The 11,060-nt window shown below is 41.0% G+C and carries 11 protein-coding genes; 8 read left to right on the forward strand and 3 right to left on the reverse strand.

Annotated features, from left to right (window positions below; all coding sequences use genetic code 11):
• Window positions 1-30: 30 nt before the first annotated feature.
• Window positions 31-219, forward strand: a complete 189-nt coding sequence (locus tag ACSX1H_RS12570; protein ID WP_439184397.1) for a C1orf53 family protein — start codon at window positions 31-33, stop codon at window positions 217-219.
• Between the two features lie 17 nt (window positions 220-236).
• Window positions 237-1,202 carry a methionyl-tRNA formyltransferase gene (gene fmt, locus ACSX1H_RS12575; RefSeq protein ID WP_439184398.1) on the forward strand — a complete coding sequence of 322 codons (966 nt, stop codon included), beginning with the start codon at window positions 237-239 and terminating at the stop codon, window positions 1,200-1,202.
• 61 nt (window positions 1,203-1,263) lie between these two features.
• On the opposite strand, the gene ACSX1H_RS12580 is transcribed toward fmt, so the two are convergent.
• Entirely contained in the window at window positions 1,264-2,193 is a 930-nt protein-coding gene (locus tag ACSX1H_RS12580) for a glucosaminidase domain-containing protein (RefSeq protein WP_439184400.1), read from the reverse strand.
• 448 nt (window positions 2,194-2,641) lie between these two features.
• Here ACSX1H_RS12580 and dapB point away from each other — a divergent pair, with 448 nt between their 5' ends.
• The 5 genes from dapB to ACSX1H_RS12605 are packed head-to-tail and all read left to right on the forward strand — an operon-like array spanning window position 2,642 to window position 6,950.
• The gene (gene dapB, locus ACSX1H_RS12585) at window positions 2,642-3,361 is read left to right on the forward strand and encodes a 4-hydroxy-tetrahydrodipicolinate reductase (RefSeq protein ID WP_439184402.1); all 720 of its coding nucleotides are present in this window, start codon (window positions 2,642-2,644) and stop codon (window positions 3,359-3,361) included.
• A 16-nt stretch (window positions 3,362-3,377) separates the two neighbouring features.
• On the forward strand, window positions 3,378-4,802 hold the full coding sequence (locus ACSX1H_RS12590) for a S26 family signal peptidase (protein ID WP_439184404.1): 1,425 nt from the start codon (window positions 3,378-3,380) through the stop codon (window positions 4,800-4,802).
• 47 nt (window positions 4,803-4,849) lie between these two features.
• The gene (gene lepB, locus ACSX1H_RS12595) at window positions 4,850-6,019 is read left to right on the forward strand and encodes a signal peptidase I (RefSeq protein WP_439184406.1); all 1,170 of its coding nucleotides are present in this window, start codon (window positions 4,850-4,852) and stop codon (window positions 6,017-6,019) included.
• Between the two features lie 42 nt (window positions 6,020-6,061).
• Entirely contained in the window at window positions 6,062-6,322 is a 261-nt protein-coding gene (locus ACSX1H_RS12600; protein WP_439184407.1) for a lipopolysaccharide assembly protein LapA domain-containing protein, read from the forward strand.
• Window positions 6,315-6,950: a WbqC family protein gene (locus ACSX1H_RS12605; RefSeq protein ID WP_439184409.1), complete on the forward strand. Its 636-nt coding sequence runs from the start codon at window positions 6,315-6,317 to the stop codon at window positions 6,948-6,950. The genes ACSX1H_RS12600 and ACSX1H_RS12605 overlap by 8 nt, the downstream gene beginning before the upstream one ends.
• On the opposite strand, the gene ACSX1H_RS12610 is transcribed toward ACSX1H_RS12605, so the two are convergent.
• Window positions 6,924-7,364, reverse strand: a complete 441-nt coding sequence (locus ACSX1H_RS12610) for an NUDIX domain-containing protein (RefSeq protein ID WP_439184411.1) — start codon at window positions 7,362-7,364, stop codon at window positions 6,924-6,926. The two genes, ACSX1H_RS12605 and ACSX1H_RS12610, sit on opposite strands and share 27 nt — an antisense overlap.
• Complete coding sequence (locus ACSX1H_RS12615; protein ID WP_439184412.1) at window positions 7,364-8,140, reverse strand: C40 family peptidase; 777 nt, start codon at window positions 8,138-8,140, stop codon at window positions 7,364-7,366. Before ACSX1H_RS12615 ends, ACSX1H_RS12610 begins: the two co-directional genes overlap by 1 nt.
• A gap of 152 nt (window positions 8,141-8,292) precedes the next feature.
• On the opposite strand from ACSX1H_RS12615, the gene ACSX1H_RS12620 reads away from it, so the two are divergent.
• On the forward strand, window positions 8,293-10,431 hold the full coding sequence (locus tag ACSX1H_RS12620; RefSeq protein WP_439184414.1) for an HD family phosphohydrolase: 2,139 nt from the start codon (window positions 8,293-8,295) through the stop codon (window positions 10,429-10,431).
• Window positions 10,432-11,060: the final 629 nt, after the last annotated feature.

The raw sequence follows: 11,060 nt of genomic DNA on the forward strand, positions 1-11,060 counted from the left end.
GCCTTATCTTTGTCCAGTAAAATCATGAAGATGAATATTGACGACTACTACCTATCTGATCCGCTTCAGGAAAACATAGACTTCTACATGGATCCCAGAGGTTTTAGGGTGATGACGGAGAAGTATCTGAAAGAGCGCGGCTACTGTTGTGGAAACGGCTGTAAGCACTGCCCCTATTTTCCGCCCCATCACAAAGGAAATCGAGAACTGAAAGAATAACTTTAAATACTTTGAACATGGCTGATAAGCACCTGCGCATCGTGTTTATGGGCACTCCCGACTTTGCTGTGGAGAGCCTAAAAGCATTGGTTGAAAACGGCTACAATATTGTTGGGGTTGTCACTGCCCCTGATCGTCCGGCCGGAAGAGGACAAAAACTTAAAGCATCACCAGTAAAAGAATATGCCCTTACCGTTGGCTTGCCGGTTTTACAACCTGAGAAACTAAAAAATCCGGATTTTTTAACGGAGCTGAAGGCGCTTGAAGCCGACCTGCAAATTATTGTGGCATTTCGTATGCTGCCCGAAGTGGTATGGAACATGCCGCCCTTGGGCTCTTTCAATTTACATGGCTCGTTGCTGCCGCAATACCGGGGAGCCGCCCCCATTAATTGGGCGGTTATCAATGGGGATAAAAAAACAGGTGTGACCACCTTCTTTCTCAGACATGAAATAGACACCGGAAACATTATTTACCAGGACGAACTGCCAATCACTGAGCAGGATACTGCAGGGACAGTGCATGATAAAATGATGGTATTAGGTGCACAACTGGTTCTTAAAACGGTGGCTGTTATTGAAAAAGGAAACGTAACTGCTATTCCGCAGAACGAACTTGATAAAGAAAAGCAGCTCCATGCTGCACCAAAGATCTTTAAAGAAGATTGTCGGGTTGATTGGGCAAAAGACGCATCTACCATACGGAACCTTATACGGGGATTATCGCCCTATCCCACTGCCTGGACCGAATTTATTATGAAAGATGGAAAATCGGTAAGTGTCAAACTCTTTTATGCTTCGGTTACTGATGGGGCTGATTTAAAGAGTGGAGAGGTTGCTTCTGACAATAAAACCTATCTGCACATTGGCACACAAAGCGAAGCACTTAGCATAGAACAGCTCCAGCTGGCTGGTAAAAAGCGAATGTCGATAGCCGAACTACTCAGAGGCTTCGATGCCCAGCAAATCGCCTACTCAAAATAGCAAAATAGGCCTTGAGCGTTACTCAAGGCCTATTTTATTCATAAATATCTAATGTCTGTCGCTATTTTTTCTTTCTTCGAAGATTCAGTTTATCGCCTGCCTTTACCTTATCATTTTCATCCAAATGATTAAATCGCTGCAACTTGCGGAGCTTCACACCATATTTTTGAGAAATATAATGCAGCGTTTCCCCCTCTTTTACAACATGAAACTCGTGTTTTCTATGCGCTCTGCCTTTCTTGCCCTGGATATAAATATAGCGATGTTCCTGAATGTTGGCGTTCGACTCCAAATCGTTGTAATGGTATAGTTCCCAAGGACGCAAACCAAACTCTTCCGAAACCGACTCAAAGGAATCACCTTCTTCCACCCGGATATATTTTATGCCATTATTATAATCCACCACATGGGTGTTGTATGTGGTTATCTCAAAATTATCATTGCCAGCTACAGCAGAGGGCTTCTCCCATTTACGGTCTTCATCCAACAGGTAAAGCTTGTGCTTCTCAATTAAATCAATTAAGCGATGAGCATATTTGGGATCGGTGGCATAACCTGCCTTTTTTAAGCCTTTTGCCCAACCTTTATAATCACTGGTTTTCAGCGTAAACAAACTGGCATAGCGTTGCTTGCCCACCAAAAATTCAGAATGATCAATGTAAGACTCGTACACCGTTTTGTATTTACGAAAGCATTCACCGCGTTTATCATCATCATGATACACCCGCTTGCCTTTCCAGTCGCTATGGCACTTTATACCAAAATGGTTGTTCGATTTGCGCGCCAAAGTACTGTTGCCATTCCCCGATTCGAGAATACCCTGTGCCATCGTTATACTCGCCGGAATGCCCACACGTTTCATTTCTTTAATCGCCAAATCCTTATACTGCTCAATGTATTCGGATGTCGAAGTTTTTCGATAGGATTGGCCGTGCAGGCTTATGGAGCTGCACCAGGCAAGAACTGCTAAAATGAATAATGAATACTTCATAGTTGATATGATTGACATTGGCAAAGATAAAATTTATCTCGAACTCTGATTTACAAACTTCAAAAGCGACACGCCTATTCTGTCGCATCAGGCAAACACGAGTGTTACAATACGTATGTGCAAAAAAAATTGCTCCACAATAAATTAAACTCATTCGAACCACACAGCACCTGCCCCTTCAGGAAAATGAAGACCGCAATCATTAGCTTTTAGTCCCAATAGCCAACTCTTATAGAAATTAATAGCACGTTAAGAAAAGGTTAAAGTAGGATTGTGTGCTGGCTAAAGAGCGCGAAGACCGCCAACTTACTCACGATTTTTTTATCTTTGTCCGAAGGGCCTGTTTTGTTGTTGATTTTGACACACATAAAACACCCATCTTTATATAATTCAACAAAACAATATTGTTGGTGAAAACCAAAACACGCACTGTAGAAATAGATTAAAAATGAAAATAGCACTTATTGGGTACGGAAAAATGGGTCAGGAAATTGAAAAAATTGCGCTTGACCGTGGGCACGAAGTTGTAAGCATTATCGACATCTCAAGGGATGATTCTTTTGATGACGACATTTTTAAATCGGCTGATGTAGCTATAGAATTTACACGTCCCGAAGCCGCCTTCGCCAATTACATGAAATGTTTTGAATCGAATATCCCTGTTGTTTCGGGCACAACCGGTTGGTTAGATCAATTACCCGAAATTCAGGATAGATGTAAAAATGGGGAGCAAACATTTTTTTATGCTTCCAACTTTAGCCTTGGCGTAAATGTCTTTTTTGAGCTGAACAAGCAGTTGGCGCGCATTATGAATAAAATGAGCGATGAGTATAACGTATCGATGGAAGAGGTACACCACACCCAGAAACTGGATGCACCAAGTGGAACGGCCATTACTTTAGCCGAAGGGTTAATTGAAAACATCGCTGCCAAAACGAGCTGGAAGTTAGACAAAGAAGAAACTAACACCGACATAGCCATCAAAGCAATTCGAGAAGGTGAAGTACCAGGTATTCATACAATTAAATATGAATCGGAGGTCGATGAAATAGTGATTCACCACAGTGCGAAATCCAGAAAAGGATTTGCATTGGGCGCTGTGTTAGCTGCCGAGTTTGCCAGCAAAAATAAAGGCTTTTTATCGATGAATGATTTATTAAACTTCTAACCTAAATCACAAGCTAATGCAAAATGTAGCACGTATTAAATGGATTAAGCTTGGCATTGCCAGTTTGGTCTTTATTTTGTGGGTAGTATGGGTAGGTAGCTTCTGGCTCTTACTGCTTTACCCTCTTATTTTCGACAATTACATAACAAAAAAAATACCTTGGGACTTTTGGAAGAAAACAAAAGATGGTAAAAAGCCCAGTGCCATTATAGAATGGGCAGATGCTTTAATCTTTGCGCTGCTGGCTGTATACATGATTAATATCTTTCTGTTTCAGAACTATAAAATACCAACCAGCTCCCTCGAGAAATCATTATTGGTAGGCGACCATCTGTTTGTAAGTAAAGTCAGCTACGGACCACGTATGCCCAACACCCCCATAGCATTTCCGCTGGTACAAAACACCTTTCCGATCATTAACACCAAATCATACACCAGCTGGCCACATTGGGACTATAAACGGTTAAAAGGCTTTGGCAATGTTAAGCGCGACGATATTGTGGTATTTAATTTTCCGGCCGGTGATACCGTGCCATTTAAGCAAACCAATCCCGACTACTATAACCTGATGATGGAAGCGGGCAAGTCGCAACTGATGCGCAACCAGGAACTGATGCCGAAACAGCCTTTTAGTTCAGACTGGGAACGCAACCATTACCTCATGGATATTGGCAGACAGGTAATTGCCAGCGATCCGAATACTTTTGGAGAGGTTCTTTACCGTCCGGTTGACCGACGCGATAACTATGTGAAACGCTGCGTAGCTGTCCCTGGTGATGTTTTTGAAATAAGAAGCAACCAAATATACATTAATGGAACAGCTGTTGACAACCCGGAAGACATCCAACACAATTACAAGGTTCAAACAGATGGTACCGCACTTAACGATCGCTTTTTTGAGCGGATCGGTATATCCAAAGCCGATCAGCAGGGCATAGCTCCCAACTATTATTTACCGCTAACAAAAGATAAGGCGGAGCAAGTTAAGTCCATGCCGTTTATTAAGAGCATTCAGGTTGAAGAAGAAAAACCAAATGGAAGTGGTTTCCAGGTATTTCCATTTAGCAGCGACTACAATTGGAGCCGCGATAACTATGGGCCACTTACAATGCCTAAAGCCGGAGAAACAGTGGACCTAAACATGAAGAACCTGGTACTTTATGAGCGTATTATCACGGCCTATGAAGGCAACAAGCTAAATGTAAAAGATAATCAGATTTACATTAACGGTGAACTGGCCAGCAGTTATACGTTTAAAATGAACTACTTCTTTATGCTTGGTGATAACCGCCATAAATCGGCCGACTCCAGGTATTGGGGCTTTGTACCCGAAGACCATATAGTAGGGAAGCCAATACTCGTTTGGCTATCGCTGGATAAGGATAAAGGGTTTCCGGCTAACATACGCTGGGACAGATTTTTCAAAATTGTGCATAACTAAATAGGTTAAGGAAGCTTTTTTTAAGCTTCCTTTTTTAATGAGAAAGAGTGAAAGTTGCTATAAAATATCTATTAATTGTATTGGGAGTGCTTCTGTCCATTTGGAGCCAAAGTTGGTTGCTAACAGCTATGCTATTCGGTATGGCTCTGCTACTTTGGCACCCGTCTTTAATCAGTACTATACGCCTCCATTTAAATAAGCTATCCCATTTTAAGCTCAGATTGATGGAATGGCTTCTGGCTGTTGGTTTATCCGTTTTTTTCGTATGGTTTGTAAATACCTACGCCGTCACCTTCTATTCACTGCAATCCAACAGCATGAGCCCCGTTCACAACATTAACGAGCTCATCCTTATCAACAAGCTGGCTTATGGCCCGGCCTGCAATATCGAAAACACGTCAAGATACCGACGGCTAAATGGCTATACGAGCATAAAACAAGGCGACATTATTGCTTTTCATTTCCCGGAGGCTGATACCTGTATTGTTAATCACAACCAGGAGAACTATCATTTTATTAAACGCCAATACGAAGCAACCAGGTATTACAACCCACTTTTGGGAGAAAAGAAAGAGTACACGCCGGTTAGCCAACGAAAAATATTTATTAAACGCATAGTGGCGTTACCTGGTGATACGTTAAAAATTATGAACGGTGATTATTTTGTTAATAATCGTCCTATTTTGGCCAACAAACAGGCCATTTCGCTTTACAGGCTGAACCAGTCAACTCCTTTAGTGGCGAGAGATAGTATACGTAAAAAAGCGGCAACCTCTTTCCGTGAAAACGAAGTCCAGTTTATTGAAATGCAACAACAACTCGTAAAAAATAATGGATGGCAAACCTACCTAAGCCGGCAGGAAGAAACCCTTAACATGCCTAATGCCTACATTTTTCCATTTAAAGCCAGCTTTTTTTGGAATGCCTCCTACATGGGCCCCATTATAATTCCTACGAAAGGGAAAACGGTGCGACTCACCTTAACAAACCTCCCGTTATACCGACGCATTATTGAGGTTTATGAAAACAATACACTAACTGCTGACGGAAACGCAATTGTTATTAATGGTAAGATCAGAACGGAATATACCTTTAAGATGAATTACTACTGGGTGGGCGGCGATAACCGAAAACACTCCTTTGATAGTCGATATTGGGGTTTTGTTCCTGAAAACCATATTATTGGTCGTGTTGAAAAACTTTCTGCTATTAAGTGATAAATTCTTTATCTTGCACTGATAACTTTTAACCGTTTGCACATGAAAAAGTCATTCTGGGTATTCTTGATTCTATCAGCTTTGCTGGTCATTTTTTCTGTTCAAAATGCCGCCCCTGTAAGAGTTAATGTTTTATTTAATGAAGTACGTATATCCTTAGCTATTCTCCTGATTATTGTTTTCATGACCGGAGTAATTGCCGGGGCTTCATATTTTTTCATCAAATCGAAGAAGAAAAAAGAGCTGAACCCTGACACAATTGAGGATACAGACGATTTTAACAGTTCAGAAATCAATGATTAAAATAATCCCTTTAACATACCTTGGCTCGGTGCAACTATTCGCACATATTGTAAATGCTCAGGGTGTGATAGTAGAGCAACACAGTAATTACCAACGCAAAACCTACAGTAACCGCTGCGCCATTACAGGTGCTAATGGTCCATTGAGCCTTACTGTGCCTGTTATCAATATCAAGGGAAGCAAGACGGCTTTAAAAGATACTCTAATCAGCTACGACATGGATTGGCAAAAGCAGCATTGGCGATCCATTGTATCGGCCTATAACAGTTCGCCATTTTTTGAGTATTATGCTGATGATTTCGCGCCGTTTTATCATAAAAAGTTTAACTATCTGCTGGACTTTAACATGGGTCTGTTAGAAACGATGCTGGATGAGCTGGAGCTTGAGTTGCCGGTGCAGTTAAGCACTGATTTCATAGCCCCTTCTACAGCGGATACCAAGGATATTCGACCGTTCATTCACCCGAAAAAACGGCCGGAAGACGACCCCCAATATACCACGGTGGAATACCGACAAGTTTTTTCAGAAAAATACCCCTTTATCCCTAACCTTAGTGTCATCGACCTGCTTTTTTGCAAAGGACCAGAAACATACGATATACTAAAGGCGTCGGTGGGCACTGAGTGAAAGCATAGCTTCATCAATAATCAGCTGGTGATCAAAAGCCAGATCGGGCAGGGTATCGATGTCAAACCACTGAGCATCTGCAGCATCATCCATACCTTGAACTTCAATGGGTTGATCAACAACAGCCATATAAACAATTGAAATTGTTCGGTGACGCGGATCGCGGCCCACGGCTCCATAGGTTTTAAACTGCTGAATGGGCAGGCTATCAATGCCTGTTTCTTCCTTTAACTCACGCAATGCTGCCTGGGGTAAATCTTCATCCATATCCACAAAGCCACCAGGCAAGGCCCATAAGCCTTTAAAGGGCTCATTGCCTCGTTGTATCAATAGCAATTTTGGACGGGGGAATCTGGCAACAACGAGCACGTCGGTTGTTACGGCTGGTCGGGGGTATTGGTAACTATACGTCATTAGATAATACGTTTTATCACGCGCAGCTTGTGTGTGTAAGTCCTACTCTCATCATTATAAATTCCCTGATGATCGAGTTTATCGACTCTAACGCGGCCTGATGCATGAATAATATCGCCTTTACCCAAGCATATGCCAACATGCGTTATGTTTCCTTCTTCGTTATCAAAAAAGGCTAAATCACCCAAAGCCGCCTCTTCTACAAAATTAATAATGCTTCCCAGCTCAACCTGCTGCGATGCATCTCTTGGCAATTGCAAACCAGCAACCTTAAATACCACCTGTGTAAAACCAGAACAGTCTATCCCGTAAAAACTGCGCCCTCCCCAAAGGTAAGGTGCATTCATATAAGCCATTGCAATATCGGCGATAGAGCCAGCAGGCTTAAGCGGACTGCTATTTCCAGAAAGGTAGAACTCTTTATTACCAATGGTAAAGCAATTTGTATCTTCCCCATTGAAAAAGATAGCACTTCCACCCGAAATAAGATGTGTGGTTTTATCGGGTTCAGATACAAGCTTTATAAATGGCGATGGCACTATCCATTTTTTCCCACACATCCAGCTTTCAACTTCTTTTGCTGATAGTTTTAATAATAGGTTAGAATTAATCCATCCCTCATAACAGTCGTCATGCTGTCGTATTTTGCACCAGTCGGTTCTTCTTTCTAAAATATCAAAAGTATCCCCAAACAATAGTTGCGTTACCATCTCTGCCCGCTCCGAAGCTTCGCTTCTAACCGGTATTAATCCATATGTACAAATTGATTTTTCCATCAATCCCCTAATTAAGTTTTGCATTGGGCATTATCGAATACCAACAAAATGATAGGCCTGTGCGGCACTATCACGAACAAAATTGGGGTAAAAAAACTTACCTTTAGCTATCTTTGGTCATATTAATTACCATATTAATAAAAATGAGGATTATGCTCGAACAGTTTCCTAAATTTAAAAGCAGGTTTTACAAACCCTTTGCCCGAATATTACTTTTTGTGATCAGTATTCTTATTGTCACCTATCTGTTACCCAAAACGGGAAAGTTTGCCTATGAGTATCAGAATGGAACACCTTGGAAACACCCGGCACTAATAGCCCCGTTTGATTTTCCGATTTATAAAACTCAGGCTGAACTTGCCGAAGAAACCACTACCGCATTAAAAAACCATCGCCCGTATTTTGAGTTTGATACCTCGCTGGTTCAAAGAGTGAAAAAACAATTTAGCACAGATTATGATTTATTTATAAGCGAGCATCAGGAAACCTATCCCAATCTCTCGCAAGCCTACCGCACCGACAGTAACTATTTTTCACTGATTAAAACAGTGATCCTATCCAACCTTGAGCAACTATACAAACAAGGCATCATCCTCCTTCCCGAAAACAATGTGGATGCACCGCCCTCATTTGAGCTCATGCTGATAAAAGGTTCATTTGTTGAACCCTTCGAGCTATCAGAACTGGAACAAAGAACCAGTGCTTATAAGAAGTTATCAAGAAGAGCTGCCACAGCGCTGCCACTCGACAACGAATCGATAATTGCTGAGGCTTCTCAGTTAATAAATAACCTGCAGCTAAATAAATACATTGAAGCCAATGTATTATTAAATGAGGAACGAAATGCTGCTGAACTGGACCGGCTTAAAAAAAATATTTCGCTCACATCGGGACGTGTTTTGGCCGGCCAGCGCATTATCGATCAAGGTGAAATTGTAACTAGTGAAATAGAAAAAGTCCTCGACTCGTTAAGAAGAAAGTATGAAACCAATGTAGTTTCAGAAGCTGACTACTACTTTATTCTGGCCGGGCAACTACTTTTGGTGGCACTAATGTTCAGTGCAATTTATCTGTTTCTCTTTTACTTCCGGAAAGATGTTTTTAACTCTATCAGCTCAATCAGTTTCATCCTGCTGATTACGCTGACCATGATATTATTTGCCAGTCTTAACCAGTTCTTTGTACATTTCCCGTTCTTCATTATTCCCTTTGCCATTCTTCCCATTATCATTCGTACCTTCCTCGACAGCCGACTTGCATTTTTTATGCACGTTATAACTGTTCTTATTTGTGCGTTTTTTGCTCAGAACAGTTTTGAGTTTGTATTTATACAAATACCTGTCGGTTTGGTGGCCATGTTTAGCCTATTCAGAATGACACGCAGAAGCCATATTGTGCGTGCAGCCATGTTTATAATACTTACCTATTCGTTGTTCTATGCCTCGCTACTTTTGTGGCAGGAAGGCTCATTCCAAAACATAGACCCGGTTATGTTTGCCTATTTTGCTGCCAACGGAGTTATGCTCTTAATGGTCTACCCCCTCATTTGGATATTTGAGCGTATGTTTGGATTCCTTTCGGATGTTACCTTAATAGAGCTTGCTGACACCAATCACCCTGTTTTAAGAGAAATGGCCGAAGCCACTCCCGGCACCTTTCAGCACAGTATACAGGTTGGTAATTTAGCCCAGGAAGTAGCCTATAAGCTAGGCGCGAATCCGGCTTTAGTGAGAGCAGGTGCTATGTACCACGACATTGGAAAGATGGCAGCTCCTCTGTTCTTCACAGAGAACCAGGCCGGCGGTTTAAACCCGCATACAAAAATAGATTTTGAAGATAGTGCCCGTATTGTCATTAATCACATCGAAAATGGCATTAAAATGGCACAAAAACACAATCTACCTAAACAGATCATTGATTTTATAAGCACCCATCAAGGCACTACAAAAACACGGTATTTTTATAACTCATATATCAACCAGCATCCAGACAAAACGCCGGACATCAGTGCCTTTACTTACCCGGGTCCAACACCCTTTACCAAAGAAACAGCAATATTAATGATGGCCGACTCCATTGAAGCAGCATCAAGAAGTCTAAAAAGCTATTCCGATGATGAAATAGATAAGCTAGTTGAAAAAATCATTGGTATCCAGATCGAGGAAGATCAGTTTATTAACGCACCAATTACGTTTAAAGAAATCAATGAAGCGAAAGAGGTGTTTAAAAATAAACTTAAAAACATTTACCACGCCAGAATAGAATATCCGGATATTAAGAAGAAAAATTAAATAGTTAAGGGCTCAATATTGAGCCCTTTTTTTCTAAAAATAAACTCATCAAATAAAGCTAAATCGAGTGGTTTAGTTTGTCATCCCAATAAGACCAATTCAACTCAACCAACTACACATATAGCCATTACTGCACAATTAAACGGTCATAAACTAAACTAAATACGGAGAATACCCTGAGGTAATAGTTTCTCAAAAAAGGATGTGCTAACATTATTCTTCATAATAGTCCGAAAATGCCCTCCTTCTAAACAAGACCCTAATTTCGATTATACAATATATTTGCCATAGAAAAGCCTAAATAAACCTTTCTTTTAGAATAAAGGACCCTTTGTCCTAAAGCATAGCATTGGATACAAAAAAGAACATAAAATAACCTTGCACAGCTTAGTTGATGTGAAGCTATTTATACATCGTCAATCTATAATAGTTTTAGAGCAGAAGTTTACGCAAGTTCCCATCCCCCAGAGCAGTCTTAAGAAGGATTAAATAGGGGGCAAATTCGGTCCATTTTGAAGTAACACCCATTATATCCTATTGGCAGTTGATAAAACTTGAAAATAAACACTGCCAATCGCCGGGAGAACGCCCGGATGAGTTAATGGCGTTTCCAGATATACGAATACCAC

Source organism: Carboxylicivirga taeanensis, from assembly GCF_051851475.1.
In the GTDB taxonomy this organism is placed as follows: domain Bacteria; phylum Bacteroidota; class Bacteroidia; order Bacteroidales; family Marinilabiliaceae; genus Carboxylicivirga; species Carboxylicivirga taeanensis.

Bases quoted from the DNA above. Each gene is read 5' to 3' on its own strand.
- ACSX1H_RS12615 (WP_439184412.1), bottom strand. From the start codon at position 8,140: ATGGAAAAATCAATTTGTACATATGGATTAATACCGGTTAGAAGCGAA.
- fmt (WP_439184398.1), top strand. From the start codon at position 237: ATGGCTGATAAGCACCTGCGCATCGTGTTTATGGGCACTCCCGACTTT.
- ACSX1H_RS12605 (WP_439184409.1), top strand. From the start codon at position 6,315: ATGATTAAAATAATCCCTTTAACATACCTTGGCTCGGTGCAACTATTC.
- ACSX1H_RS12600 (WP_439184407.1), top strand. From the start codon at position 6,062: ATGAAAAAGTCATTCTGGGTATTCTTGATTCTATCAGCTTTGCTGGTC.
- ACSX1H_RS12610 (WP_439184411.1), bottom strand. From the start codon at position 7,364: ATGACGTATAGTTACCAATACCCCCGACCAGCCGTAACAACCGACGTG.
- dapB (WP_439184402.1), top strand. From the start codon at position 2,642: ATGAAAATAGCACTTATTGGGTACGGAAAAATGGGTCAGGAAATTGAA.
- ACSX1H_RS12590 (WP_439184404.1), top strand. From the start codon at position 3,378: ATGCAAAATGTAGCACGTATTAAATGGATTAAGCTTGGCATTGCCAGT.
- ACSX1H_RS12570 (WP_439184397.1), top strand. From the start codon at position 31: ATGAATATTGACGACTACTACCTATCTGATCCGCTTCAGGAAAACATA.
- ACSX1H_RS12620 (WP_439184414.1), top strand. From the start codon at position 8,293: ATGCTCGAACAGTTTCCTAAATTTAAAAGCAGGTTTTACAAACCCTTT.
- ACSX1H_RS12580 (WP_439184400.1), bottom strand. From the start codon at position 2,193: ATGAAGTATTCATTATTCATTTTAGCAGTTCTTGCCTGGTGCAGCTCC.